25 protein-coding genes are annotated in these 25422 nt (G+C 72.6%); 11 read left to right on the top strand and 14 right to left on the bottom strand.

Features of this window, described 5'->3' with window-relative positions:
- The first annotated feature begins 231 nt into the window (after positions 1 to 231).
- Positions 232 to 2085 (top strand): phosphoenolpyruvate carboxykinase (GTP), encoded by a 1854-nt coding sequence (locus GON04_RS00800; protein WP_157396099.1) that lies wholly within the window; start codon positions 232 to 234, stop codon positions 2083 to 2085.
- A 66-nt stretch (positions 2086 to 2151) separates the two neighbouring features.
- Here GON04_RS00800 and GON04_RS00795 read toward each other — a convergent pair whose 3' ends face one another.
- Together GON04_RS00795 and GON04_RS00790 are read right to left on the bottom strand one after the other, a co-directional pair.
- Positions 2152 to 2301 (bottom strand): hypothetical protein, encoded by a 150-nt coding sequence (locus GON04_RS00795; RefSeq protein ID WP_157396098.1) that lies wholly within the window; start codon positions 2299 to 2301, stop codon positions 2152 to 2154.
- A 15-nt stretch (positions 2302 to 2316) separates the two neighbouring features.
- Entirely contained in the window at positions 2317 to 2760 is a 444-nt protein-coding gene (locus tag GON04_RS00790) for a hypothetical protein (RefSeq protein ID WP_157396097.1), read from the bottom strand.
- Between the two features lie 179 nt (positions 2761 to 2939).
- Between GON04_RS00790 and GON04_RS00785 the strand changes: the two genes are divergently transcribed.
- Together GON04_RS00785 and GON04_RS00780 are read left to right on the top strand one after the other, a co-directional pair.
- The gene (locus GON04_RS00785; protein ID WP_232532924.1) at positions 2940 to 3848 is read left to right on the top strand and encodes a LysR family transcriptional regulator; all 909 of its coding nucleotides are present in this window, start codon (positions 2940 to 2942) and stop codon (positions 3846 to 3848) included.
- Between the two features lie 72 nt (positions 3849 to 3920).
- A complete protein-coding gene (locus GON04_RS00780; RefSeq protein WP_157396096.1) occupies positions 3921 to 4904 on the top strand; it encodes a Bug family tripartite tricarboxylate transporter substrate binding protein in 984 nt (327 codons plus the stop codon).
- Between the two features lie 9 nt (positions 4905 to 4913).
- Here GON04_RS00780 and GON04_RS00775 read toward each other — a convergent pair whose 3' ends face one another.
- A complete protein-coding gene (locus tag GON04_RS00775; protein WP_157396095.1) occupies positions 4914 to 5087 on the bottom strand; it encodes a hypothetical protein in 174 nt (57 codons plus the stop codon).
- 210 nt (positions 5088 to 5297) lie between these two features.
- Between GON04_RS00775 and GON04_RS00770 the strand changes: the two genes are divergently transcribed.
- Complete coding sequence (locus GON04_RS00770) at positions 5298 to 6101, top strand: metallophosphoesterase (RefSeq protein ID WP_181653565.1); 804 nt, start codon at positions 5298 to 5300, stop codon at positions 6099 to 6101.
- Here the strand turns inward: GON04_RS00770 and GON04_RS00765 are convergent.
- Positions 6098 to 6709 carry a TetR/AcrR family transcriptional regulator gene (locus GON04_RS00765; RefSeq protein ID WP_232532913.1) on the bottom strand — a complete coding sequence of 204 codons (612 nt, stop codon included), beginning with the start codon at positions 6707 to 6709 and terminating at the stop codon, positions 6098 to 6100. The two genes, GON04_RS00770 and GON04_RS00765, sit on opposite strands and share 4 nt — an antisense overlap.
- 89 nt (positions 6710 to 6798) lie before the next feature.
- On the opposite strand from GON04_RS00765, the gene GON04_RS00760 reads away from it, so the two are divergent.
- Positions 6799 to 8088 carry a D-amino acid dehydrogenase gene (locus GON04_RS00760; protein WP_157396094.1) on the top strand — a complete coding sequence of 430 codons (1290 nt, stop codon included), beginning with the start codon at positions 6799 to 6801 and terminating at the stop codon, positions 8086 to 8088.
- Positions 8089 to 8115: 27 nt separating this feature from the next.
- Here GON04_RS00760 and GON04_RS00755 read toward each other — a convergent pair whose 3' ends face one another.
- Genes GON04_RS00755 through GON04_RS00745 form a run of 3 tightly spaced genes read right to left on the bottom strand, consistent with a single transcriptional unit; the run spans position 8116 to position 12666 of the window.
- A complete protein-coding gene (locus GON04_RS00755; protein ID WP_157396093.1) occupies positions 8116 to 10458 on the bottom strand; it encodes a xanthine dehydrogenase family protein molybdopterin-binding subunit in 2343 nt (780 codons plus the stop codon).
- A 59-nt stretch (positions 10459 to 10517) separates the two neighbouring features.
- Positions 10518 to 11396 carry a M14 family zinc carboxypeptidase gene (locus tag GON04_RS00750; RefSeq protein ID WP_181653564.1) on the bottom strand — a complete coding sequence of 293 codons (879 nt, stop codon included), beginning with the start codon at positions 11394 to 11396 and terminating at the stop codon, positions 10518 to 10520.
- Positions 11397 to 11406: 10 nt separating this feature from the next.
- Positions 11407 to 12666, bottom strand: a complete 1260-nt coding sequence (locus GON04_RS00745; protein WP_157396092.1) for an acyl-CoA dehydrogenase family protein — start codon at positions 12664 to 12666, stop codon at positions 11407 to 11409.
- Positions 12667 to 12782: 116 nt separating this feature from the next.
- On the opposite strand from GON04_RS00745, the gene GON04_RS00740 reads away from it, so the two are divergent.
- Together GON04_RS00740 and GON04_RS00735 are read left to right on the top strand one after the other, a co-directional pair.
- Positions 12783 to 13760 (top strand): tripartite tricarboxylate transporter substrate binding protein, encoded by a 978-nt coding sequence (locus tag GON04_RS00740; protein WP_157396091.1) that lies wholly within the window; start codon positions 12783 to 12785, stop codon positions 13758 to 13760.
- 3 nt (positions 13761 to 13763) lie between these two features.
- Positions 13764 to 14654: an amidohydrolase family protein gene (locus GON04_RS00735; RefSeq protein ID WP_232532912.1), complete on the top strand. Its 891-nt coding sequence runs from the start codon at positions 13764 to 13766 to the stop codon at positions 14652 to 14654.
- A gap of 43 nt (positions 14655 to 14697) precedes the next feature.
- On the opposite strand, the gene GON04_RS00730 is transcribed toward GON04_RS00735, so the two are convergent.
- Together GON04_RS00730 and GON04_RS00725 are read right to left on the bottom strand one after the other, a co-directional pair.
- Complete coding sequence (locus GON04_RS00730) at positions 14698 to 15483, bottom strand: alpha/beta fold hydrolase (RefSeq protein ID WP_157396090.1); 786 nt, start codon at positions 15481 to 15483, stop codon at positions 14698 to 14700.
- Positions 15484 to 15514: 31 nt separating this feature from the next.
- Positions 15515 to 16558 (bottom strand): 2,5-dihydroxypyridine 5,6-dioxygenase NicX family protein, encoded by a 1044-nt coding sequence (locus GON04_RS00725; protein ID WP_157396089.1) that lies wholly within the window; start codon positions 16556 to 16558, stop codon positions 15515 to 15517.
- A 50-nt stretch (positions 16559 to 16608) separates the two neighbouring features.
- Here GON04_RS00725 and GON04_RS00720 point away from each other — a divergent pair, with 50 nt between their 5' ends.
- The 3 genes from GON04_RS00720 to GON04_RS00710 are packed head-to-tail and all read left to right on the top strand — an operon-like array spanning position 16609 to position 18483.
- A complete protein-coding gene (locus GON04_RS00720) occupies positions 16609 to 17118 on the top strand; it encodes a flavin reductase family protein (RefSeq protein WP_157396184.1) in 510 nt (169 codons plus the stop codon).
- Positions 17118 to 17546, top strand: coding sequence for a MarR family winged helix-turn-helix transcriptional regulator (locus GON04_RS00715; protein ID WP_232532911.1), 429 nt, complete (start codon positions 17118 to 17120; stop codon positions 17544 to 17546). Before GON04_RS00720 ends, GON04_RS00715 begins: the two co-directional genes overlap by 1 nt.
- A 34-nt stretch (positions 17547 to 17580) precedes the next feature.
- Positions 17581 to 18483 (top strand): DMT family transporter, encoded by a 903-nt coding sequence (locus GON04_RS00710; RefSeq protein ID WP_157396088.1) that lies wholly within the window; start codon positions 17581 to 17583, stop codon positions 18481 to 18483.
- Here GON04_RS00710 and GON04_RS00705 read toward each other — a convergent pair.
- From GON04_RS00705 to GON04_RS00690, 4 genes are read right to left on the bottom strand one after another with little or no spacing between them, the layout of a single operon-like run.
- Complete coding sequence (locus tag GON04_RS00705; RefSeq protein WP_232532910.1) at positions 18480 to 19262, bottom strand: class II aldolase/adducin family protein; 783 nt, start codon at positions 19260 to 19262, stop codon at positions 18480 to 18482. The two genes, GON04_RS00710 and GON04_RS00705, sit on opposite strands and share 4 nt — an antisense overlap.
- Before the next feature lie 4 nt (positions 19263 to 19266).
- Positions 19267 to 20250 carry a Bug family tripartite tricarboxylate transporter substrate binding protein gene (locus GON04_RS00700; protein ID WP_157396087.1) on the bottom strand — a complete coding sequence of 328 codons (984 nt, stop codon included), beginning with the start codon at positions 20248 to 20250 and terminating at the stop codon, positions 19267 to 19269.
- Positions 20251 to 20282: 32 nt separating this feature from the next.
- Entirely contained in the window at positions 20283 to 21239 is a 957-nt protein-coding gene (locus GON04_RS00695; protein ID WP_157396086.1) for a PDR/VanB family oxidoreductase, read from the bottom strand.
- On the bottom strand, positions 21236 to 22348 hold the full coding sequence (locus GON04_RS00690; protein WP_157396085.1) for an aromatic ring-hydroxylating oxygenase subunit alpha: 1113 nt from the start codon (positions 22346 to 22348) through the stop codon (positions 21236 to 21238). Before GON04_RS00690 ends, GON04_RS00695 begins: the two co-directional genes overlap by 4 nt.
- Positions 22349 to 22437: 89 nt before the next feature.
- On the opposite strand from GON04_RS00690, the gene GON04_RS00685 reads away from it, so the two are divergent.
- Complete coding sequence (locus tag GON04_RS00685; RefSeq protein ID WP_157396084.1) at positions 22438 to 23346, top strand: LysR family transcriptional regulator; 909 nt, start codon at positions 22438 to 22440, stop codon at positions 23344 to 23346.
- A 2-nt stretch (positions 23347 to 23348) separates the two neighbouring features.
- Here the strand turns inward: GON04_RS00685 and GON04_RS00680 are convergent, their stop codons facing one another.
- Positions 23349 to 25388 (bottom strand): acetoacetate--CoA ligase, encoded by a 2040-nt coding sequence (locus GON04_RS00680; RefSeq protein ID WP_157396083.1) that lies wholly within the window; start codon positions 25386 to 25388, stop codon positions 23349 to 23351.
- Positions 25389 to 25422: the final 34 nt, after the last annotated feature.

The raw sequence follows: 25422 nt of genomic DNA, 5'->3' as shown, positions 1-25422 counted from the left end.
GTCCGAGGTGCAGAGCAGCGCCCGGTTCATAGAATCGACACACTCCAGCCGACCCGCGGAGCGCCCCGAGGCCCGGCCATTTCGCCCGCCCAGCGCCGCACGCCGACTGAGCCAAGCCCGGTTTCAAAAAGGCGCGCTCGGCCCCGCAGCCCCAGAGCTCCTTTCTGTAACCCGGTTCGCGGGCTCCCCCGAGCCCGCCCACCGCACGATTCAACTTAGGAGCCTGTGCCGATGAACTCTCCCGCCATGAAGGGCCTGAACCTCAATGCCCCCGCCTGGGTGCGCAACGCCAAGCTGATCGCCTGGGTGGCCGACATGGTCGCCCTGTGCAAGCCGGACTCGGTCTACTGGTGCGACGGCAGCGAGGCGGAATACGACCGCCTGTGCCAGCAGCTGGTGGACGCCGGCACCTTCCGCCGCCTCGACCCGGTCAAGCGCCCCGGCTCGTTCCTGGCCTGGTCCGACCCGAGCGACGTCGCCCGCGTCGAGGACCGCACCTTCATCTGCTCGCCGAAGAAGGAAGACGCCGGCCCGACCAACAACTGGGTCGCCCCGGCCGAGATGCGCGCCACCCTGCAGCCGCTGTTCGACGGCTGCATGCGCGGCCGCACCATGTACGTGGTGCCGTTCTCCATGGGCCCGCTGGGCTCGCCGATCGCCCACATCGGCGTGGAGCTGTCCGACAGCCCGTACGTGGCCGTCAACATGAAGATCATGACCCGCATGGGCAAGGCCGTGTACGAGGTGCTGGGCGTCAACGGCGAGTTCGTGCCCTGCATCCACACCGTCGGCGCGCCGCTGCAGCAGGGCCAGAAGGACGTCTCCTGGCCCTGCAACAAGACCAAGTACATCGTCCACTACCCCGAGACGCGCGAGATCTGGTCGTACGGCTCCGGCTACGGCGGCAACGCGCTGCTGGGCAAGAAGTGCTTCGCCCTGCGCATCGCCTCGCTGATGGGCCGTGACGAGGGCTGGCTGGCCGAGCACATGCTGATCCTGGGCGTGACCAACCCGGCGGGCAAGAAGTACCACGTGGCCGCCGCCTTCCCGTCGGCCTGCGGCAAGACCAACTTCGCCATGCTGATCCCGCCCAAGGGCTTCGAGGGCTGGAAGGTCACCACCATCGGCGACGACATCGCCTGGATCAAGCCCGGGCAGGACGGCCGCCTGCGTGCCATCAACCCCGAGGCCGGCTACTTCGGCGTCGCCCCCGGCACCAACACGCTGACCAACCCGAACTGCATGGCCAGTCTGGACAAGAACGTCATCTTCACCAACGTCGCGCTCACCGACGACGGCGACGTCTGGTGGGAAGGCATGACCGACACCCCGCCGGCGCACCTGATCGACTGGAACGGCAAGGACTGGACGCCGCAGATCGCGCGCGAGACCGGCGCCAAGGCCGCCCACCCGAACGCCCGCTTCACCGTGGCCGCCATCAACAACCCGGCGCTCGACCCGTCCTGGGACGACCCGGCCGGCGTGACCATCGACGCCTTCATCTTCGGCGGCCGCCGCTCCACCACCGTGCCGCTGGTGACCGAGGCGCGCAACTGGGTCGAGGGCGTCTACATGGCCGCCACCATGGGCTCCGAGACCACCGCCGCCATCGTCGGCCAGGTCGGCGTGGTGCGGCGCGACCCGTTCGCCATGATCGCGTTCGCCGGCTACAACATGTCCGACTACTTCCAGCACTGGCTGGACATCGGCAAGAAGCTCGAGGCGATGGGCGCCACCCTGCCGCGCATCTACACCAGCAACTGGTTCCGCAAGGGCGAGGACGGCAAGTTCGTCTGGCCCGGCTACGGCGAGAACATGCGCGTGCTCAAGTGGATGATCGACCGCATCGAGGGCAAGGCCTCGGGCACCGACCACATCGTGGGCGTGACCCCGGCCTACGAGGACCTGAACTGGACCGGCCTGGAGTTCTCGCGCGAGCAGTTCCAGGCCGTCACCAGCATCGACAAGGCCGCCTGGCAGAAGGAGTTGCAGCTGCACGCCGAGCTGTTCCAGCAGCTGCAGTACCACCTGCCGCGCGAGCTGGACGCCACCAAGGCGCAGATCGAGAAGCGCCTGGCCGCCTGAGGCGCGCCGCGCCATGACAAAGGGCCACCCGAGGGTGGCCCTTTGCGTTGGGGGGTGCGGGGCCCGTCAGCCGCGCGGTTGCAGCGACCGCAGGCGCCGCTCGGCCCGGCGTTCGGCCTGGTGCCGGGCCCAGCCGTCCAGGCGACCCAGGACGCGGGCCGGCAGGCTGGCCAGCAATCCGAGCCAGGCCTGGCGCAGCAGGTTCACGAGGACCATCGCTGCCTCCCCGGCTCAGTAGTAGGCGCGGACGTCGCGGCTACCGTCGGCGCTCATGGCGCGGCTGATGTCGGCCATGACGCGGGCGTCGGTCAGCGCCACGTCCCACAGCTTGCGGTCGGCGGCGGCTTCGCGGCGGGCGGCGCCCAGTCCGCGCAGCCAGTCGCGCAGGCTCCGGGTGGCACGGCGCGCCGGCGTGGCCAGCAGCGCCAGGGCGGCGAACGCGATCGTCCACATCACCACCCAGGCGGCCAGCAGGTGGCCCTCGGTCCAGGTGTCGACCAGCTGGTTGGCCACCACCAGCAGGGCGGCGACGACGGCCGCCAGCAGCAGCGTCGCGGCGCCGCGGGCGCCTTCAAAGCCGCTGGCGAACTCGCGCAGGATGTCGGCGGCACGCTCGGCACGGGCCACGCCCTGGTGCACGGCGGGGTATTCAACGTGGGCAAATGCAGTGGTCATGTTTTTTCCTCTCCTTCGCACTGCCGGGATGGCTGGTGCATGGTCGATAGATTAGGGTTGACCCTGATATTTTGCAAATTGATGTTCATGATACGAACCATTCAGAAGTCTGATATCTTCCCGTTGTGCCCAATTTCCGCACCCTCGACCTGAACCTGCTGCGGGTGTTCGACCAGGTCATGGCCGAGCGCAACCTGACCCGCGCCGCCCGCAACCTGTCGATGACCCAGCCGGCCGTCAGCAATGCGCTGAACCGCCTGCGCGAGGCGCTGGGCGACAAGCTGGTCGCCCGCAGCGGCTACGGGGTCGAGCCGACGCCGCGCGCGCTGGCGCTGTGGCCGTCGATCGCGGACGCCCTGCGCCAGCTGGAGGGCGCACTGTCGCCCGGCCAGTTCATCGCCTCGGAGGCCACCAACACCTTCGTCCTGGCCATGGCCGACGCCACGGCGGCGGCGCTGATGCCGGGGCTGGTCGGCATCCTGGAGCGCGACGCCCCCGGCATCTCGATGCGGGTGCTGCCGCTGACCACGCGCGACCCGCGCCCGATCCTGGACGAGGGCGCGATCGACCTGGCGGTCGGCTTCTTCCCGGCGGTGCTGGCCGACCTGACGGCGCAGTCGCAGGCCGGCGGCAAGGCGCCGTTCGACCACCAGCGGCTGTACGACGGCCACTACGTCTGCGTGATGCGGCGCGGCAACCCGCTGGCGCAGGGCCCGCTCACGCTAGACCGGTTCTGCGCCGCCCACCACCTGCTGGTGAGCTTCTCGGGCCGCCCGTACGGCTTCACCGACGAGGCGCTGGCCTCGCTCGGCCGCAAGCGCCGGATCGTGCTGACGGTCAACCAGTTCTTCACCGCCGGCCGGGTCGTGTCCAGCTCCGACCTGCTGACGGTGCTGCCCCGCCACTTCGTCCCCGTGACCGGCATGGCCGAGGAGCTGGTGCTGCGCGAGCTGCCGCTGGAGGTGCCGCCGGTGCACGTCGATTCACTCTGGCACCTGCGCCAGGCCCAGCGCAGCGAGCACGCCTGGTTGCGGCTGGCGGTGATGGCAGCGGCCCGGCAGGCGTTCCAGAGCGGCCACAGCGACTAGCAGGTGGCACAGGGCTTGCGTCGACCCGGCTTGCGCGCGATGCTGCCCCTCGCGCTTCCAGGAGATGCCCCCATGAACCGCTTGTCCCTGCCGGCCAGTCGCCGGTCCTTCCTGCGCACAGCCGCTGCCGGCGCCGCCGCCGTCGCCCTGCCCTCGCTGGCCGCCTGGCCGGACAAGCCGATCAAGATCGTCGTCACCTTCCCGGCCGGCGGCGCCAGCGACATCGTCGCCCGCGTCATGGCCGAGCAGCTCACCACCAGGCTTGGCCAGGCGGTGGTGGTCGACAACCGGCCCGGCGCCGGCGGCAGCGTGGGCGGGCTGGCGGTGACCGCGGCCCCGGCCGACGGCTACACGCTGATGCTGTCCAACTCGACCCCGATCTCGATCGGCCCGTTCGCACTGGACAAGCAGCCCTATGACCCGGTCGAGGGGTTCACCCACATCGCCCTGATCGGCAATGCGCCCTGCGTGGTGATGGCCAACCCCAAGTCCGGCCTGAAGACCCTGGCCGACCTGGAAGCGATGGCGAAGAAGGCCGGCCGGCTCGACTTCGGCTCCGGCGGCCCGGCCTCGATCGGCCATGTCTACGGCGAACTGATGAAGGCCACGCTGGGCGTGAACATGGTCCACGTGCCCTACCGCGGCGGTGCCCCCATGACCACCGACCTCATCAGCGGACAGATCCCGGTCGGCATCGACGTGCTCACCGCCTTCGTGCCCTACTTCAAGAGCGGCCAGCTGGTGCCGCTGGCCGTGACCTCGGCCAACCGCTCGCCGCTGGTGCCCGAGGTGCCCAGCGTGGTCGAGGCCGGCCACCGCAAGCTGGTGCTGGACAACTTCTTCGGCCTGTCGGGGCCGCCCCGGCTGCCGGCCGAGGTGGTGACGCGCCTGAACACCGCCTGCAACGAGATCCTGGCGTTGCCGGAGGTCAAGAAGAAGATGCTGGACCTGGGCATCGCCACCTCGCCGGTCAGCCCGGCGGCGTTCGCCGGCTTCGTCAAGGAGCAGGTCGCCCAGCTGGCGCCCACCGTCAAGGGCGCCGGCGTCAAGCTCTGAGCGGGCGCGTCAGCGGACGACGCGCAGCCAGGCCTGGGCGGCCTGGCGCAATTCCAGCGCCTGCCGCGGGCTGTGGCCGGCGCGGGCGCCGGCGCGCTCCAGCAGCTGGCGGGCCGGGTCGGCGCCCGGCTCGGCCGGGGGCGCGAGCAGCTGGGTGAGCAGGGCAAGGAACGTGGTGGTCATGGTGGGCGCCCGAGGGTGCGTTGTGCGATGACAGAACACTAAGGGTTAACCCCATATCTGCAATCTCAGCCATTGTTTTTCTCCATGCCGACTCGGCATGGCGGCTGCCGGTCTGCCACATCCGCCCGGGTCTGGCCAAGTCCAAGCCCAGCCGGCTCCCGCCTCCGCCCCTAGCCCCGCCGGCCGGCGCGCGGCCTGACAATCGGGCCGGTGAAGCTGCAGCTGCTGTCCGACCTCCATCTCGAGACCCAGCCGGAGGTGCGCCCCACGCCGGCCCCCGGCGCCGACCTGCTGGTGCTGGCCGGCGACGTCGGCTCCTACCAGCCCGGCAGCCTGCTGACCGACGACGACTTCGGCCTGCAGCGCTTCTCGCCGCGGCACGGCTGGCCGGTCCCGGTGCTGTACGTGCCCGGCAACCACGAGTACGACAACCTCGACTTCGACGCAACCCACGCGCGCCTGCGCGCCACCTGCGAGCGGCTGGGCATCACCTGGCTGGAGCGCGAGGTGCTGGTCCTGGACGGGGTGCGATTCGTCGGCGCCACCCTGTGGACCGACTTCGACGCCCTGGCCGTCCAGGAGCCCGATACCACGCGCGCGCTGCGGCAGCGCCACAAGGCGTTCCGCGCCGCCGAGTTCTACCTGCCCAAGACCAAGGCGATGCGGCGCGGCGCCCCGCTGCTGGCCGAGGGCTGGCGCGAGCTGGGGCTGGAGAGCCAGGCCTGGCTGCGCGCGGCGCTGGCGCAGCCGCATGCCGGGCCCACGGTGGTGATCACTCACTTTGCGCCCAGCCTGCGCAGCGCCGACCCACGCTACGGCCTGACGCCGGGCACGGCCGGGTTCTGCAATGGACTGGACGAGCTACTGCCCTGCGCGCAGCTGTGGCTGCACGGCCACCTGCACTGTCCGCAGGACTACCGGGTCGGGGATTGCCGGGTGGTGGCCAACCCGCTCGGCTATGCGCGCAAGGGCGAGCAGGACGCCTTCCTGCCGCACCTGGTGCTGCAGGTCTAGCGGGCGCAGAGGCCGTCGAAGCAGGTGCTGAGCACCAGGTCGATGATCTGCTCGTCGCTGTGCTGGCCGCCGGCGCGCAGGAAGTCGACCACCGGATCGCAGGCGCGCGCGTACAGCGTGTACAGCAGGCCCACCGCCGGCAACCGGGGGTCGAGCGTGCCGTCGCGCTGGCCGGCCTCGATCCAGGCGCCCAGCACGCCGCTGATGGCGGTCAGGGCCGCCAGGTAGTCGGGGTTGCCCAGCAGGGCGACGCGCAGGCTGGAGTTCTGGCTCGGCAACGCGGGCATCTGGCCGGCCAGCTGGACCTGCAGGGTCCAGCGCACCACCGCCTTGAGCTTGTCGCACACCGACAGCCCGGCCTCGATGTCCTGCAGGAACTGCTGGGCCCGCCGCATGACGCGCACCATGGCGGCGGCCGCCAGGTCTTCCTTGCTGGGGAAATGCTTGTAGAGGCTGGCCTTGGCGATGCCCACCGCCGAAGCGACCTCGTCGACCGTCATGGCGTCGAAGCCTTTCTCGGCCAGCAGGCGGTTGACGCTCTGGATGATCGCCTCTTCGCGCGCGGCCAGCATCTGTTCCTTGAACGAGGGCCGGGCGAGGTGGTTCATGGCCCGATTTTAATGCTGATCCGTAACATGGCGTGCACATCGGATGTGAGCGAATGCCTGAGCCAGCCCGCATGCCGGACACTGTGGCCATGCACGTTCTTGTCCTGGGCGCCGGCATCATCGGCGTCAGCACCGCCTGGCACCTGCTGGAGCGCGGCCACGCGGTCACGGTGGTCGATCGCCAGCCGGCCGCGGCGCGCGAAACCAGCTATGCCAACGCCGGCCAGATCTCGGTCAGCTACTGCGAGCCCTGGGCCAGCCGCCAGACCCCGGTCAAGCTGCTGCGCTGGATGCTGCGCAACGACGCGCCGCTGCTGTTCCGGCCCCAGCTGGACTGGCAGCAGTGGCGCTGGGGCCTGAAGTTCCTGGCCCAGTGCAGCGACCGCGCGTTCGAGCGCAACGTGCGCCAGCTGGTGGCGCTGGGCGCATACAGCCACGCGGCGCTGAAGGACGTGGTGCGTGCCACCGGCATCTCCTACCAGCGCCTGGAACGCGGCATCGCCCACTTCTTCACCGACCCGGCGGCGCTGCAGGCCGGCGCGCAGGCCGCGGACCTGATGCGCCGCTTCGGCGTCGAGCGGCGGGTGGTCACGCGCGAGGAGCTGCTGGCCATCGAGCCGGCCCTGCAGGCCTTCGGCCACCGCATCGTCGGCGGCACCTACACGGCCAGCGACGAGAGCGGCGATGCCCGCCTGTTCACCGAGGGCCTGGCGGCGCACTGCGCCGGCCGCGGTGCCGCCTTCCTGTACGGCCACGCCGTCACACGGCTGGAACGCGCCGGCGGCGGCGTCGCCGCCGTCCACCTGCGCGAGCTGGCCACCGGCGGCCACGTGCGGCTGGCGGCCGACGCCACCGTGGTGGCCTGCGGGTCCTGGTCGGCCCCGCTGCTGCGCGACGTCGGCGTCGACCTGCCGATCTATCCCGGCAAGGGCTACAGCGCCACCTTCCCGCTGCTGCGGCCGGAGGCGGCGCCTTCGGTCAGCACCATCGACGACGAGGTCAAGTGCGCCCTGACGCGCCTGGGCGACGAGCTGCGGGTGGCCGGCACGATCGAGCTGGCCGGCTACGACACCTCGCTGACCACCGCCACCGCGCGGGCCCGCTGCCGCATGCTGGCCGAACGGGTCGAGCAGGTGCTGCCGGGCGTGTGCGACACCCGCACCGAGGCCGAGGGCGGGCAGCCGCGCTGGTGGACCGGCCTGCGGCCCGCCACCCCGACCAACATCCCCTTCATCGGCCGCACGCCGCTGGCCCGCCTGTGGGTCAATGCCGGCCACGGCACGCTGGGCTGGACGCACGGCGCCGGTTCCGGCAAGGCGCTGGCCGAGTTGATCAGCGGTCGCCGGCCGGAGACCGACTTCGCCTTCTACGGCGAGTGAGAGGACAGGGGGCGCGGCCGGCGCCGCTCAGGCGGCCGGGCCGTGCAGCAGCGTCCACAGCCGCACCGGCGTCAGCGGCATCTCCAGCCGCGGCGCCGCGCCCGCATGGCCGCCACGGGCCAGCGCGTCGGCGACGGCGTTGACCACGCAGGGCGTCGCCCCGATGGTGCCGAGCTCGCCCACGCCCTTCACGCCCAGCGGGTTGTTGGTGCAGGGCGTGGACTCGTCCATGCTGGTGACGAACGGGCAGTCGACGATGTCGGTGCGCGGAGCGGCGTAGTCCATCAGGCTGCCGGTGATCGGCTGCCCGCTGGCCGGGTCGTAGACCATCTGCTCCATCAGCGCCTGGCCCAGGCCCTGCACCGCGCCGCCATCGAGCTGGCCGCGCACGATGGTGGGATTGACCACCCGGCCGACGTCGTTGACGCTGCTGTAGGCCACCACCCGCACGACGCCGGTGGCCGGGTCGACCTCCACCTCGCAGACATGGCAGCCGTTCGGCCAGCTCGGTCCGGCCACGGTGGTGCTGCTCTCCAGGAAGATGCGCTGGCCGGGCTGCTTGCCGGCGACCTCGAACAGGCCGATCGACAGGTCAGTGCCGCGCACGCGGAAGCGCCCGTCGGTGTAGTCCAGGTCCTGGGCGCTGGCCTCCAGGTCGCGCGCGGCCAGGGTGCGCGCCTCCTCCAGCGCCTGCACGGCGCCCTGGCGCAGGGCCGAGCCGCCGGTGAACAGCGAGCGCGAGCCGGCGCTGCCGAAGCCGTCGCCGCGGTCGGTGTCGCCCAGCACCACGCGCACGCGCTCGATCGGGACGCCGAACACGTCGACCACCAGCTGCGCCAGCGTGGTCGCGATGCCCTGCCCCATCTGGTTGACGGCCGAGAACACCTCGATCACGCCATCGTCGGCCCGCACGTTCACCGTCACCCGCTCGGACAGCGCGTTGCCGCCGGTCCACTCCAGGAAGGTGGCGATGCCCAGCCCGCGCAGCTGGCCGCCGACCTGGCTGCGGGCGCGGCGCGCCTCGAAGCCGTCCCAGTCGGCCTGGGCCAGCGCCTGGTCCATCACGTGCTCGAAGCGGCCGACGTCGTAGGTCTGCCCCATCGGGTTGCGGTAGGGCATCTGCTCGGGGCGGATGAAATTGCGCCGGCGCAGCTGCACGCGGTCGATGCCGGCCTGGCGCGCGGCCTCGTCCATCAGCCGCTCCATGGTGTAGATGGCCTCCGGCCGGCCGGCGCCGCGGTAGGCGCCGGTGGGCGCGGTGTTGGTGAGCACCGCATGGAAGTGGAAGTCGACCAGCGGGATGTCGTAGACGCTGGTCTGCACCCAGGGACCGATCAGCAGCTGGATCGCCACCCCGGTGCCGGTGGCGTAGGCGCCGACATTGGCGTGCGAGTGCAGCCGCAGCGCCAGGATGCGGCCGTCGGCCGCCAGCGCCAGTTCGGCCTCGGTGCGCACGTCGCGGCCGTGGTGCGACGACAGGAACTCCTCGCTGCGGTCGGCGGCCCACTTCAGCGGCCGCTTCAGCTGCCAGGCGCACCAGGCGATCGCGACGTCCTCCGGGTAGGCGCCGGTCTTCATGCCGAAGCCGCCGCCGACGTCGCCCACCGTCACCCGCACCTGCTCGCGCGTCAGTCCCAGCACGTCGCACAGGGTGGTGCGCACGCCCGAGGGCATCTGCGAACTCATGCGCAACGTGAGCCGGCCGTCGTCGGCGACCTCCGCCAGCACCGTGCGCGGCTCCAGCGCCAGCGCCGCGACACGCTGGTTGCGGATCGCCAGCCGCACCACGTGGGCGGCGTCCGCGAACGCCTGCCGGGTGCGGTCGGCGTCGCCGTAGCGGGCCTCGGCGGCGATGTTGTCCGGCGCCTCGTCGCACAGGGGCGCGCCGCCCTGCAGGGCCGGCTCGATCTCGACCACGGCCGGCAGCTCCTCGTACTCGACCCAGACCGCCTCGGCCGCGTCGCGCGCCTGCTGCAGCGTCTCGGCGACGACGATGGCCACCGGCTCGCCGACGAAGCGCACCCTGTCGTGCGCCAGCACCGGGCGCAGCGGGGTGGCGCCGGCGGCGCCGCCGGCGCGCTTGAAGTCGGCGCTGACCGGCAGCGTCTTCACGCCCGAGCGGACCAGCTCGGGACCGGTGGCGACCAGCGCCACCCCCGGCAGGCCGCGCGCGCTGTCGGCATCGATGGACACGATGCGCGCGTGCGGATGCGGCGAGCGCACGAACGCGACCCGCAGCAGGCCGGCCGGCTGCACGTCGTCGGCGTACACGCCCACGCCCTTGAGCAGGCCCTCGTCCTCGATCCGGGGCACCGAGCGGCCGCTGCCGAACCGGGCGGGCACATCGGGGGAGAGGGTGTCGGCGCTCATGGGATCCCTTCGCTTTTTCTGGGCGGCCATTGTGCCGCCGGCCGGCGATCCGCGTGCGCTCAGCGGGCGGGCAGCCCGCCGGCCACCAGGCGGTCGCCCATCCAGCGCAGCAGGTCGAGCCACATCTGGCGCATCTCGGCGTCCAGCGGCGTGCGCAGCGCGTTGGGCAGCTCGATGGTCACCACCGGCACGCCCTGGTGCACGCCGCCGTAGTGGCCCAGCGAGCCGGGAAAGATGCCGACCTGGTCGAGCTGGAGTCGCCCCAGGTGGGCCGGCGGCACCGACGGGCCGTCGAAATCGAGCAGGCCGTAGGGCGCGTGGATGGCGACGATCAGGTGCGGCCGGAAACGCCCCAGCTGCTCGTGCAGGAACCGGCTCTCCGGCTCCGACAGCGGGCGCGGGCCGGGCCAGCGGCGCGGGTCGCGGCGGGTGCGCTGCTCCCAGTAGCTGGCGGCGGCGCGTTCCCAGTCCGGGGTGGGGAAATTGCGGTTGAGGTCGACGCCGTTGGCATTGGTGCGGCGCGGCGGCCGGGCCAGCGCGCCGTCGGGGTTGAGCACGGGGATGAAGCGCCAGTGCACCGGCTGCGGCAGCGGCGCGCCCTGCCGCTCGCGCGCCAGCGCCAGCCAGTGGAAGGCGAGTGCGCCCGCCGACAGCTCGTCGCCGTGGATGGCGCCCACCACCAGCACCCGCAGCCGGGCGCCAGTGGCCGGCAGGTCGCGGACGTACAACGGCGTGCCGTGGGCCGAGGTGGCGCTGCCGGCCTGCAGCCCGGCCTGCTCGCACAGGCGCAGCGGCAGGTTCGGCAAGCGCCCGGCGAACTCGCGGCAGCCCGGCACCGCCGGCACCCGGCCCGTCGGCGCGGCGGCGGGCACTGCAGCCGACGCGGCGCCGGCCAGCAGCAGGCCGGCCAGCGCCGGGAGGACAGGGCGGAACCCCACGGCCGGCGGTTCAGGCCTCGTCGCGCTCGCCGGCCTCGTAGAGCGTCTCGCGCCCCATCCGGTCGAGCACCAGTTCGGCCGTCCACGGCAGCATCAGCGAGCCGCAGCGGCTGTCGCGGTAGATGCGCTCCAGCGGCAGGTGCTTCATCATGCTCTGGCCGCCGCAGGTGCGGATGGCCAGCCGGGCGATGTCGTTGGCGCCCTCCATCACCGTGAACTGCGCCGCGTACAGCCGCATGCGCTCGTCCTTCGAGGGCGCCGGCCGGGCCTCGCGCACGGCACGCAGGAACAGGCTGCGCAGGCTTTCCAGCTGGATGCGCATCTGCGCCACCGCGACCTGCTTGGTCGGGTACATGCGGCGCTTGACCGGCGGCTCGCCCGGCACCTCGCCGCGCAGGTACTGCACCGTGAAGTCGTAGGCCGCGTTGGCCAGCCCGAGGTAGGTGGGGGCGAGCGTGAAGAACATCGCCGGCCAGGTCTGCGCGCCCTGGTGGTAGACGCCGCGCGGCATCAGCTGCTCGTCGTCGGAGACGAACACGTCCTGGAACGTCAGGTTGCGGCTGACGGTGCCGCGCATGCCGAGCGGGTTCCAGTCGCCGCTGACGGTGACGCCCGGACTGGTCGCCGGCACCGCCAGGTACAGGGTGTCGCGCGGGTCCGGCTTGACGCCCTCGCGGTCCTCGGTGCACAGGATGCCGTAGTAGTGGGCCGCCCCCGACAGCGAGGCGAAGATCTTGCGGCCGTTGACGACCCAGCCGCCCGCGACCTTGCGCGCCGTGGTGCCGAAGGGCGCGCGCCCGGCGGCCGCCGCGCTGCCCTCGGAGAACGGCTGGGCGTAGATGGCGCCGTCCTGCACCACGCGGCGGAAGTGCAGCGCGCGCCGCCGGTGGTGCTCCTCGCGCTGCGCGTCGGTCATCGGGATGCCGTCGGCCAGCACGCCGGTCCACAGCGTCGAGCAGATGTGCATGTTCCAGGTCAGCGCCGTGACGCCGCAGTGGCGGCCGATCTCGGCCGCCACCAGCATGTAGGTGGCGAAGTCGGCGCCGCCGCCGCCCTGGTCGGCCGGCACGCACAGGGCCAGCAGGCCGTGCTCGCGCAGGTCGTCGTAGTTGGCCTGCGGGAAGGTCGCGCTGTCGTCCCACTGGGCGGCGCGCGGGGCGAAGCGGCTGGTGCCCAGCTCGCGCGCCAGCGCCAGCAGCGAGCGCTGGCGCGCGGTGAGGTCGGTGTCGCCGACGGCCGGGGTGAAGCCTAGCGGGGCGTGGGGGTCCATGGGTCTCCTTTCACGGGGCCGGGCGATGAATCCGCTTCATTGGCCGGTCCAAACAATTCATTGGACGGGCCTGCGGCCCGGTGCTGTACTGCGCCGCCTTGCAAGGAGTGCTCCCCATGCCGCGTGTCCTGCTTCGATCGTTGCTGCTCGCCACCACCGCCGTGGCTGCCCTGGCCGCCGCGGCGCCTGCCGCCGCCGCCTACCCCGACAAGCCGATCCGGCTGGTGGTGCCGTTCTCGGCCGGCGGGACCGTGGACGTGGTGGCACGCGCCGTCGGCCAGCAGCTGGGCCGGCAGCTGGCGACCACGGTGGTGGTGGAGAACGTGCCCGGCGCCGGCGGCGCCATCGCCACCCAGCGCGTGGCCAAGGCACCGGCCGACGGCTACACGCTGCTGTTCACCACGCCCAACCACACCATCAACCCGGCGCTCAACGACAAGCTGCCGTTCGATCCCGAGAAGAACCTGGCGCCGGTCTCGCTGGTGGCGCAGATCCCCGAGCTGCTGGTGGCCAGCGCCGGCCAGCCGTTCTCCGACCTGGCCGGCCTGGTCAAGGCGGCGCGCAGCCAGCCCGGGCAGCTGACCTACGCCTCGGCCGGCAACGGCACGCTGCCGCACGTCACCATGGAACTGCTGCTGCAGCGCCTGGGCATCCAGCTCACCCACGTGCCCTACAAGGGCGCGGCGCCGGCGCTCAACGACCTGCTGGCCGGCCAGGTGGCGGTGAAGATGGACACCGTCGCCACCTCCGCGGCCCACATCCGCGCCGGCCGCATCAAGCCGCTGGCCATCGCCGGCCTGCGCCGCTCGCCGCTGATGCCCGAGGTGCCGACCATTGCCGAGTCGGGCGTGCCGGGCTACCAGGGCATCCTGTGGATGGGCATCCTGGCGCCGGCCGGCACGCGCCCCGAACTCCTCGAGCAGCTGCACCGGGCCATCGCCGCCATCGCCCGCCAGCCCGAGTTCCTGCGCCAGCTGGACGCCGGCGGCGTCGAGGTGGTGGCCAGCGACCCGGCCAGCTTCGGCAAGCAGATCCGCGACGAGCTGCGCCAGTGGGCCGAGGTCGTCAAGGCCTCCCACATCAAGGCGGAGTGACGCATGGTCCAGCCGCGCCCCCTGCCCCCGCTGACGCAACCGCCCGACCCGCAGCCGCGCCGGCCGCGCACCGCCTGCCCGCCCGGGGCGATCGACTGCCACATCCACCTGTTCGGGCCGGCGGAGCGCCATCCCTTCCACCCGGACAGCAAGTACGTCTCGGCCGACGCCCTGCCCGCCACCCACATCGCGCTGCAGGACACGCTGGGCCTGGCCGGCGCGGTGGTGGTCAGCGGCGGCGGCTACGGCATCAGCCACGCCCACCTGGCCGAGGTGCTGGAGCAGCATCCCGGGCGCTTCCGCGGCGTGGCCCTGCTGCCCGACGACGTGAGCGACGCCGAGCTGCGCCGGCTGGACGGCCTGGGCGTGCGCGGCGCCCGCTTCGTCAGCCCGGGCCACCGCGGCGCGCTGCCGCGCCTGTCGCCGCGGCTGGCGGCCCGGGTCGCCGAGCTGGGCTGGCACGTGCAGTTCTATCCGGCCGGCGACGACCTGCTGCAGTTCGCCGACGCGCTGGCGGCCCTGCCCTGCCCGGTGGTGCTGGACCACTTCGCCGCCATCCCGGCCGCCGGCGGCACCGGCCAGCCGGCCTTCCAGCGCCTGCTGCGGCTGCTGGACAGCGGCCGCTTCTGGGTCAAGCTGTCCGGGCCGATGCGCTGCACGCCCGGGGACTACCCCTACGCGCCGGTCACGCCGCTGGCCCGCGCGCTGGTGGCGGCGGCGCCGCAGCGGCTGCTGTGGGGCACCGACTGGCCGCACGTGAACATGAACGGCCGTGCCATGCCCAACGACGGCGACCTGTTCGACCTGCTGGCCGAGTGGGTGCCCGACGCCGACGTGCGCGCCCGCATCCTGGTCGACAACCCGCGCAGCGTGTACGGCTGGCCGCCGGCCTGAGCGGTCGCCGCGGCCGGCGGCGCGAGCGCGCGGCGCCGGCATCTCAGTGCAGCTGGCGCGGCAGCGCGAGGAAGCGCAGCACCGCGGCGTCGAAGTCGTCCGGCGCCTCCAGGTTCTGCAGGTGGCCGATGCCGGCCATCTCCAGGTAGGTGCTGCCGGCGATCTGCTGCGCCATCTTGCGCATCACCGCCGGCGGCGCGTTGCGATCGTGCTCGCCGGCCACCAGCAGCGTCGGCACGTGGATGTGCGGCAGGTTGGCGCGGCGGTCGAAGGTGACCAGCGCCTCCAGCGCGCGCCGGTAGGTGGAGGGATTGACCTGCGCCATGCAGTGCTGCGCCAGCCGCACGCCCTCGGGCAGCGAGCCGGGGCCGATCATCTGCGGCACCAGCACCTGCGCCAGGTCGGCCATGCTCTGGCCGGCGTCCAGCGGCGCGGTACGGGTCGCGATGAACTCGCGCTGCCAGTCGCCATCGGGTTTGCCGAACGCCGGCGAGGTCCCGCACAGCACCAGCCGGCGCACCAGCTCGGGCCGGCGCGCCACCACCTCCTGCGCCACCATGCCGCCCATGCTGTGGCCCACCAGCGTGACGTCGCCGCAGCGCAGGCTCTCGATCAGCGTGATGCAGCTGGCGGCCAGGCCCTTGAAGGTGTAGGGCTCGATCGGCGGGCTGTGGCCGTAGCCGGGCATGTCCCAGGCGACGGCGCGGTAGCCGCAGGACGCGAGCGTCTCGACCTGGGGCGCGAACGCCAGGTGGCCGCCGCCGATGCCGTGCAGCATCAGCACCGTGGGCCCGGCGCCCAGCGTGGTGAAGGTGGGCCGGATCGTCATCGCATCCCCTGCGCCGCGGCGGCCGGCCCGCTCATGCCACCACCTGCCCGTCGCGCACCACCGGCACGCCGTCCAGCGCCACCGTGCAGCCGCGCAGCGGCAGGTCGAAGTGGCCGAGCGTGTGGCGGCCCGCGACCTCGTTGGCGCCGGTGCTGAAGAGGAAGTTGCCGGCGAAGGCGCGCAGCTCGGTGCCGTTGAAGTCGCGCTTGTCGTGCAGCGCCATGCTGTCCCAGCGCGCGGCGGGGTTCAGGCCCCAGCCGACATGGCTGACGGCGTAGGCCGAGCGGTCGCCCCAGGCGGCGATGTAACTGCGCATGAGCTCGGCGTCGACGCCGGCGCCGTCGATGCGCACCACGTGGTCGTCCTCGATCACCAGGGTCACGGCCTGCTCGATGTAGCGCTTGAAGGTGAGGTTGACGTCGCCCGGGGCCAGCACCAGCCGGCCGTTCACCGTGCCGGCGGCGGGGAAGGCCAGCGCCAGCCCGCCGGGCCAGTGCGTCAGGGTGCCGGGCCGGGTGGTGTAGCCCCAGTTGCCGCCGGCCACCGCGCCGGCGAGCGAGACCGCCAGGTCGCTGCCGGCCGGCGAGGTGACGCGCAGCTGGCGCGCGGCGCGCAGCCGCCGCACGTGCTCCTTCACGCATAGCTCCAACGAGCCATCGTCCGTCGGGGCCAGCCGCGCCAGCGTCTCGGGGTGCTCGTTGCTCACGTAGACCACGCGCGCGCCACCCGCCAGGATGGCCGGCAGTTCGGGCGCGTGCATCAGCCCCTCCACCGTGCAGTCGATGACCAGCGTGCTGCCGGCCAGCGCGGCGACCACCGGCGCTATCTTTTGCAGAGCGTCGCAGGCGCCCGTGGAGCGCAGCGGCGGCAGGCCGTGGCGCACCGGGGTGGGCAGGGTGAGGGTGAAGCAGCGGGCCTGGCGGCGCGCCGCGGCCAGCTGCGCGAGCTGGACCAGCACCGGCCGGCTCTGGCTCTCGCACAGCACGGCGACCATGTCGCCGGGCTGCAGGGCACAGCGGCGCAGCACGCCGTCGAAGGCATCCAGCCAGCCGGGTTCGAGGGTCTCCTGCACCATGGGGCGTCCGCTTTGGTCCATACTACATGAAAATTCATGCAATCCTGCCGATGAGCCCGCCGCGCAAGGCCCTGCCACCGACCTTCTCGTCGCAGGAGTTCCGCTCCGCCCTGGGGATGTTCGCCACCGGCGTCACCATCGTCACCGCGGTCACCGCCGAAGGCCAGCCCATCGGCCTGACGGCCAGCTCGTTCAACTCGGTCTCGCTCGACCCGCCGCTGGTGCTGTGGAGCCTGGCGCGCGCGGCCGGCTCGCTGCAGGCCTTCAGCACCGGCTCGCACTACGCCATCAACATCCTGGCGGCCGACCAGAAGGCGCTGGCCGAGCGCTTCGCCGTCAAGGGTGGCGACCGCTGGGGCGGGGTCGACTACACCGGCGGGGCCGGCGACGCCCCGCTGCTGGCCGGCGCCGCCGCCACCTTCGAATGCTTCAACCGCAGCCGCTACGAGGAAGGCGACCACGTCATCTTCGTCGGCGAGGTCGAGCGCTGCAGCTGGCGCACCGGCGCCATGCCGCTGCTGTTCCACGGCGGGCGGTTCTACACCGAGCTGCCGATCTGATGGCCGGCGAACGCTTCGTCGACAACTACCTCGGCTACCTGCTCGGGCAGGCCAACCACGCGCTCTACAAGGAGTTCGACGCCCAGGTGCGCGCCCGCGGCCTCAGTTCGGTCGAGTGGCGCGTGCTGGCCACGCTGCAGGACAGCGAGCCGCTCACCGTCAGCCAGCTGGCGCAGGAGGTGCTGTCCAAGCAGCCCACGGTCACCAAGCTGGTCCAGCGCATGGCCGAGCAGGGCTGGGTGGCCCTGCAGGCCGACCCGGCCGACCAGCGCCGCACCCTGGTGGTGGCCACCGCCGGCGGGCGCCGCCTGGTCAAGCCGCTGGTGGAGGCGGCGCGCCAGCACGAGGCGCGCATCCTGCGTCCGCTCGGCGCCACCGAGAAGGTGGCGCTGCGCAAGCTGCTGGTGAAGATCGCCCAGCACGCCTGAGGGCGGCGGCGCCGGCGGCTAGGATGCCGGTCCGATGCCCGACCGCAAACACCACCTCGACACCTTCGCCATCACGCTGCTGCTGGCGTGCTGCCTGTTCTGGGGCTTCCAGCAGATCCTGATCAAGACCACCGTCGGCGAGGTCCCGCCGCTGTGGCAGGCGACGCTGCGCTTCGCCGGCGCCACCGTGCTGCTCGGGCTGTGGTGCGCGCTGCGCGGGGTGCCGCTGTTCGCGCGCGACGGCAGCCTGGCCAGCGGCCTGCTGGCCGGGCTGCTGTTCGCCGCCGAGTTCACCTGCATCTACCTGGGGCTGCGCGACACCAGCGCCTCGCGCCTGACGGTGTTCCTCTACACCTCGCCGTTCGTGGTGGCGCTGCTGCTGCCGCGGCTGGTGCCGACCGAGCGGCTGCGGCCGCTGCAATGGGCCGGGCTGGCGATCGCCTTCGCCGCCGTGGCGGTGGCCTTCAGCGAAGGCTTCGCCGGTGCCACCACGGCGCGCCAGCTGCGCGGCGATGCGCTGGCGCTGGCGGCCGGCACGCTGTGGGGCCTGACCACACTGGTGATCCGCGGCTCGCGCCTGGCGACCGCGTCGGCCGAGAAGACCCTGTTCTACCAGGTGGCCGTGACCGCCGCCGTGGCGCCGCTGCTGTCGCTGCTGCTGGGCGAGAGCTGGTCGCTGCAGTACTCGGCCCAGGCCTGGGGTTCACTCGGGCTGCAGACGGTGATCGGCGCCTTCGCCAGCTACCTTGCGTGGATGTGGCTGCTGCGGCACTACCCGGCCACGCAGATGGCCTCGTTCACCTTCCTCACGCCGGTGTTCGCGCTGGTGTTCGGCGTGCTGCTGCTGGGCGAGCACCTGACCGCGCAGCTGGTGCTGGCGCTGGTGGGCGTGGCGGTGGGCATCGTGCTGGTCAACCGCAAGCCGGCGGCGCGCTAGCCGGCAAAGCCGGGGTCGAGGTCCCAGGCCCAGCGCAGCATCGCGTCCCACAGCAGCGCGTTCTGGTCGCCCTGGCGCGCGGTGCGGTCGTACTGGGCCGCCGCGCGCTGCGCGATCGCGTCCAGCGGCTGCACCAGCGCCGCCCCGGTCGCCTGCGCCGCCACCTGCACCTCGCAGGCGCGCTGCAGCATGTAGTGCTCGGCGAAGGCGTCGCCGATGCTCGGCCCGCAGACCAGCAGGCCGTGGTTGCGCAGGATCATCACGTTGCGGTCGCCGAGGTCGGCGGCCAGCCGCTGGCACTCCTGGCGGTCGAGGGTGATGCCCTCGAAGTCGTGGTACGCCACCCGGCCCGCGTAGAACAGCGCATTGAAGCTCAGGGGCAGCAGGCCGCCCGCCTGGCAGGCCACGACCTGCCCCGCCGTGGTGTGGGTGTGCACCACGCAGTGCGCGTCGGCCCGCGCGGCATGCACCGCCGCGTGGACGACGAAGCCGGCCGGGTTCACGGCCCACGCACTGGCGTCGACCTTGCGCCCCTCGAGGTCGATCTTCACCAGCGTGCTGGCCCGAATCTCGCGGTACATCAGCCCGAACGGGTTGATCAGGAAATGCTCCGTCCCCGGCAGGCGCACCGTGAGGTGGTTGTAGATCAGCTCGTGCCAGCCCAGGTGGGCGAACAGCCGGTAGGCCGCCGCCAGCTCGCAGCGCAGCTGCCACTCGCCGGCGTCCACGCCGGCCGGCCGGCGCTGCCCGAACGCGTCCCGCATCGCCGCCCGGTCCATGGCCTCAGCCCTCCGGCGTGTAGCCGACCGTGCGGACCAGGCCGGCCCAGAAGTCGGTCTCCGTCTTGAGCAGCCCGGCCAGCTGCTGCGGGCTGGTCGGATAGGGCTCCAGGTACAGCGCCGCCAGGCTGTCCACCACGTCCGGCGACGACAGCGCCGTGCGGATGGCGTCGTTGAGCCGCAGCACCACCTCGCCCGGCGTGCGCGCCGGCAGGTAGAAGCCGAACCAGCCGAGGTAGGCCAGGTCCTTGAAGCCCTGCTCGGCGTAGCTCGGGGTCTCGGGCGTGAACTTGCCACGCCGCGGCCCGCTGGTGGCCAGCAGGCGCACCTTGCCGGCCTTCAACTGGCCCATGAACTCGCCGGTGGGCCCGACGACGGCGGCCAGCTGGCCGCCGATCAGGTCCAGCATCGCCGGCTGCGAGCCCCGGTAGGCGACGTGGCGCAGGTCGGCCTGGCCGGCCTTGCCCAGCGCGGCGCCGATGAAGTTGGCCGCCGACCCGGCGCCGGCCGAGCCGAAGCTGGCCTGGCCGGGGTTGGCCTTGCACCAGGCCAGGAACTCCGGCACGGTGCGCACGGCGGCGGGCACCAGCGGACCGACGGCCAGTGCGTAGTCGAACGACGCCGCGCCCGACACCGGCACCAGGTCGGCCAGCGGGTCGTAGGGCAGCTTGCGGTAGGTGAAGGGATGCAGCCCGAGCGGCGAGGCCGGCGTCAGGAGGATGGTCGCCCCGTCCGGCGCCGCCGCCTTGACCGCCTGCACCGCGATCTGCCCGCCGGCACCGGTCCTGTTCTCGGCGATCGCCGTCTTCGCGAAGACCGGCGCCAGCTTGTCGGCGACGCGGCGGCCGGTGACGTCGATGGTGCCCCCGGGGGCGAAGCCGATCACCACCTTGGCGGCCTCCAGCCCCTGCGACCGGGCCTGGGGCAGGCCGCCCAGCAAGAGGCCGGCGGCTGTGCCCTGGACGAATTTGCGACGCGACGACTCCATGGAATCTCCTGGGTGGGAATGGGCGAAAAGGACTAGAGATCGAGCACGAGGCGGGCCGACTTCGCGCGCGACACGCACACCAGCATCGTGCGCAGCGTGTCGCGCTGCGACGGCGGGTAGACGTAGTCGCGGTGCTCCGGCTCGCCCTCGCAGACGGCGGTCTCGCAAGTGCCGCACAGGCCCTCGCGGCAGGCGAAGGGCACGTCATGGCCGTTGGCTTCCAGCACGTCGAGGACGCTGCGGTCGGGCGGCACGTGCAGGCTGGTGCCGCTGCGCCGCAGGTCGACCCAGAAGCCGTCCGCCGCCGCCGCCGCCGGTGGGGCGTCGGCCGCCGGCGCCGAGAACCATTCGAAATGGAGCGCCTCGTCGCCCAGATGGGCGCCGTGCTCGCGCACCGCCGCCATCAGGGGTGCCGGGCCGCAGCAGTACACCTGGGTGCCGGGCTCCACGTCGGCCAGCAGCGGCGCCACCGCCAGCGGGGCGCCCTGTTCGTCGTCGCAGTGGAAGCGCACGCGGCGGCCATACGCGCGCAACTCCTCGTAGAAGCCCATGCGCACGCGGCTGCGGGCCGCATAGACCAGCGTCCAGGGCTCGCCCGCGGCCTCGCACCAGCGGACCATGGACAGGATCGGCGTGATGCCGATGCCGCCGGCGATGAACAGGTAGCGCGGCGCATCGGGCACCAGCTCGAAGTTGTTGGCCGGCGCGCTGCAGGTGACCTCGGCCCCGGCGCGCAGCATGCGGTGCACGTAGTCGGAGCCGCCGCGGCTGGCGGCCGCGCGGCCCACGCCCAGCACGTAGCGGTGCCGCTCGCGGTTGTCGCCGGCCAGCGAGTACTGGCGCTGCAGGCCGTTGGGCAGGTGCAGCGTCAGGTGCGCGCCCGGCGCGAACGCGGGCAGCAGCGCGCCGTGCGGATCCTGCAGTTCCAGCCGCAGCACGTCACGCGCCTCGGTCCGCACCGCGGTGACGCGCAGCCGCAGATCGCTCATGCGCCCAACCCGGCCTGGTGCGGCGCGCGGATCGGGATCGACTTCGGCTCGGCGCCCTGCCGGGCCGCCTCGTCGGCCCGCTCGGCGGCCACCAGCTTGTCGAAGGTCCAGCGGAAGTGCGACAGCGCGGCGTCGGCGGCCACCGCGAGCATCTTGAAGCCGGGGTCGGCATCGAGCACCTTCTCCTGCGCCTCGATCAGGTGCTTGTCCTCCAGGAACCCCTCGATCAGGCTCTGGTGCAGCGAGCGCGAGACGTTGTGGTCGTCGCCCTCGTAGTTGTTCAGGTAGGTCCAGAAGAAGTGCGTCGTGCGGCGCGTCTCCGGCGTCATGAACTGGCAGTTGCGGTACTCGCGCGTGCCCTCGCGGTTGCCCTTCTCGGAGCCGCTGCCGGCCGGCGAGAACATCGACTCCAGGAAGAAGATCCCGGGGATGTGCATGTGGCCGATGTTGCGGCGGTCGACGTGCCGGTCCTTCTCGGCCGCCGGCAGCACCTTGCGGTGGAACGGCGGCGGCGCGGCATCCATGTGCCAGCGCTCGACCCGGAAGCCGCGCGGCAGCCGCTCGATGGCCACCGGCTTGGTGACGTAGGCGTACTCCTCGGAGCCGCCCAGCGTCTTGGTGTGCACGAACGCGAGGTGGGCGAAGTCCGACAGGTTGTCCACGATCAGCAGCCAGTTGGCGTCGTAGTGCATGTAGTCGGGCACGCCCTTCCACTGCGGGTCGCGCAGGTAGGGGAAGTCGATGATCTGCGCCGGGTCGGCCAGGGCGGGGTCGCCCATCCAGATCCACACCAGGTGGTCCTTCTCGACCACCGGGTAGCTCCTGACGCCCAGCTTGGGCGGCACCACCTCCTGGCCGGGGATCTGGATGCACTTGCCCGAGGCGTCGAACTTGAGCCCGTGGTACATGCAGCGCACGCAGTCGCCCTCGCGCCGGCCCAGGTGCAGCGGCACGCCGCGGTGGCAGCAGCGGTCCTGCAGCGCGACGACCTGGCCGCTGTCGCCCTTGTAGAGCAGCACGGCCTCCTCGAGCAGCGTGCGCGCGAGCAGCTTGCCGTCGATCAACTCGTGGTCCCAGGCGGCCACGTACCAGCAGTTCTTCAGGAACATCGGAGTCTCCAGGCGATGGGACAATCGTAGGAACCACGGCGGCGCCGATCAACCGGGCTTCCTGTCCGCTGTGTTCCGATTCCTGAACAATGAACTGGGACGACTTTGATGCCTTCTGCCAGGTGGTGGACCACGGCGGCTTCACCGCCGCCGCCCGCGCCCTGGAGCGTCCCAAGTCGAGCCTGAGCGCCTCGGTCTCGCGCCTGGAGGAGCAGCTGGGCACGCGCCTGCTGGAGCGCACCACCCGGCGCCTGCGCCTCACCGACGCCGGCGACTCGCTCTACCGCGACATCTCCAAGCCGTTCTCGCAGCTGCGCGAGCTGGCCGTCGATGCCCTCGCCAAGGGCACGCAGGTGCAGGGCACGCTGCGCATCGCGGCGCCGTACGAGTTCGGCGCCCACCACCTGGCGTCGGTGGCCTGCCGGGTGATGACCCGCTACCCGGCGCTGAAGGTGCAGATCGACGTCGAGCACGCCCGGGTGGCGCTGTTCGAGCGCCACTACGACATCGTCTTCTCCGCCCTGGAGCACCGGGTCGCGCCGTCCACCGTGGTGACCAAGCGGGTCTACTCGCTCGAGCGCGGCCTGTTCGCGTCGCCGGAGCTGATGGTCCGCTGTCCCGCCTTCGCCGGCCCCGACGACCTCAACGCGCTGCCCCTGCTGGCCGGCGGCGAGGACCACGACTGGCCGTTCACCGGCGCCGACGGCAGCACCGTGGTGGTGGACGTGCGCAATCCGCCGCTGCGCAGCGGCAACGCCGAGGTGCGGCTGCAGGCGGCAATGGCGGGGCTGGGCGTGGCACGCATCACCGCCTCCTTCTGCGCCCCCGCCGTGGCCCAGGGCCGGCTGGTGCGTCTGCTGCCGCAGTGGCAGTGCGCGCCGCTGCGCATCCATGCCCTGCTGCCGGGGCGCCGGCTGGTGCCGGCCAAGGTGCGGGTGTTCCTCGACGGGCTGGAGGACGAGGCCGCCCAGCAGGGTGGCGCCACCGCGGCGGCGTGACGTCAGGCGCGTGCGGTGGGCTCATCCGGTGAACGGCTGCCGCGCTCGCGCGCCAGCCGCACGTACCAGTCCAGGCAGCCCGGGTTGGCCATCGCCTCGCGGTTGATCACCTGGTCCACCTGCTGGCCGAGCAGCAGCTTCTTGACCGGCAGCTCCTGCTTCTTGCCCGACAGGGTGCGCGGGATCTCGGCCACCTGGTAGACCTGGTCGGGCACGAAGCGCGGGCTGAGCGCCGAGCGGATGGCGCCGGCGATGCGCCCGCGCAGCGCGGCGTCCAGGGCCACGCCGGGGCGCAGCACCACGAACAGCGGCATCCAGCTTTCGCGCCCCAGGTACTCGAGGTCGACCACCATCGAGTCCAAGACCTCGGGCAGCGCCTCCACCGCGCTGTACAGCTCGCTGGTGCCCATGCGCAGGCCGTGGCGGTTGATGGTGGCGTCGCTGCGGCCGTAGATGATGCAGCCGCCGTCCGGCAGGACCTTGAGCCAGTCGCCATGGCGCCAGACGCCCGGCCAGGTGTCGAAGTAGGAGGACCGGTAGCGCCGGCCGTCGGGGTCGTTCCACAGGTACAGCGGCATCGACGGGATGGGCCGGGTGCACACCAGCTCGCCGACCGCGCCGACCACCGGCCGGCCCTGCTCGTTCCAGGCCTGCACCGCGCAGCCGAGCAGGCGGCACTGCATCTGGCCGGGCACCAGCGGCAGCTCGCGGTTGCCGCCGATGAAGGCGCCGGCGAAGTCGGTGCCGCCCGAGATGTTGGCCCACCAGATGGCGCGCGTGCCGAGCCGCTCGAACTGCGCACCGGTCCAGCGCTGCACCTCCTCGGACAGCGGCGAGCCGGTGCTGCCCAGGGCACGCACGCTGCGCAGCCCCGGCAGCGCAGCCAGGTCGATGCCGGCCTTCATGCAGTTGGCGAAGAACGCCGCGCCGGCGCCGAAGACGGTGACGCCCAGGTCGGCGGCGAAGCGCCACAGCGTGGTCCAGTCGGGCGCGCCCTTGCTGCCGGCCGGATTGCCGTCGTACAGGCAGCAGGTGGTGCCGCCGAGCAGGCCGGCCATCTGCGCGTTCCACATCACCCAGCCGGTGGAGCTGTACCAGTGGAAGCGCTCGCCCCAGGTGTTGGGGTGGTAGCTGCACCCGATGTCGCTGTGCAGCACCAGGTGGGCCAGCATCACGGTGACGATGCCGCCATGGCCGTGCACGATCGGCTTGGGCAGGCCGGTGGTGCCGCTGGAATAGACGATCCACAGCGGGTGGTCGAACGCCACCCAGAGCGGCTCGAAGGCCGCGACGGCGGCGTCGTCGCGCGCCACCGCGTCCTCCAGCCAGGCATCGGCCTGCAGCGCGGTGCCGCCGAGGGTGCGCAGCCCCAGCACGTGGCGCACGCTGGGCAGGCGGCTGCGCAGGTCGGCCACCACGGCGCTGCGGTCGTGGTCCTTGCCGCCATAGGTCACGCCGTCGCAGGCGATCAGCACCTTGGGCTCGATCTGGCTGAAGCGGTCCAGCACCGCGTTGCTGCCCATGTCGGGCGCGCAGATGCTCCACACCGCGCCCAGGCTCACCACCGCCAGGAAGGCGACGATGGCCTCCGGCACGTTGGGCAGGTAGGCGGCGACGCGGTCGCCCGGCTGCAGCCCCTGGGCCTGCAGGTGCAGCGCCAGCGCGGCCGACTGGCGGCGCAGCTGTGGCCAGCTCAGCTCGCGGTGGTGGCCGCGCTCGTTGCGGCTGACCAGGGCCGGAAAGCCCGCCGCGTGCGCCGGCCCGGCATGGCGCAGCACCTGGCGCGCGTAGTTCACCTGCGCGCCCGGGAACCAGACCGCACCGGGCATGGCCTCGCGCGCCAGCACCGCGCCGTGCGGCGTCGGCGAGTCGATGCCGAAGCAGTCCCAGATGCTCTGCCAGAACTCGTCGAGGTCGTCGACCGACCAGCGCCACAGCTCGTCGTAGCTGTCGAAGGTGAGCCCGCGGTGGTCGCGCAACCAGTCCTGGTACAGGCGGATCTGCGGGATGCGGGCGGGGACGGCGGGGCGGCGGGACGTCATGGGCGGGCAGCGTAGCGCCGCCCGCACCGCCCGG

This window comes from Ramlibacter pinisoli (genome assembly GCF_009758015.1).
Lineage (GTDB): Bacteria > Pseudomonadota > Gammaproteobacteria > Burkholderiales > Burkholderiaceae_C > Ramlibacter > Ramlibacter pinisoli.
This window is presented reverse-complemented; position numbering and strand designations above follow the sequence as displayed.